Annotated in this window: 1 protein-coding gene; it reads left to right on the top strand. The window is 74.4% G+C overall.

Annotated elements, in window-relative coordinates:
* Nucleotides 1-227: DUF4429 domain-containing protein (locus tag B7L92_RS41915; RefSeq protein WP_255310746.1), on the top strand; the 227-nt coding region annotated here is incomplete at both ends.

The following is a 227-nucleotide window of genomic DNA, read 5'->3' as shown; positions in this document are numbered from 1 at the left end:
GCTCGCCCTGGCCGACATAGCCGCCGTGGAGTGGCAGCCGTCGGCCGGGCTGGAGAACGGCCACCTCCGCTTCACCGTGCGGAACGCCCCCACCAAGGCCCCGGCCAAGTACGACCCCAACGCGGTGGAACTGTGGGGCTTCAAGAAGGACCCGCTGATGGCGCTCGTCGCCGCCGCCGTCCAGGCACGCCTGCCCCACCCGGCCGCCCGGGACGCCGCCGAGGACG

It is taken from the genome of Streptomyces viridosporus (assembly GCF_002078235.1).
GTDB lineage: Bacteria > Actinomycetota > Actinomycetes > Streptomycetales > Streptomycetaceae > Streptomyces > Streptomyces viridosporus.
Note: the sequence above shows the minus strand (reverse complement) of the source record. Positions and strands in the feature narration are given on the sequence as shown.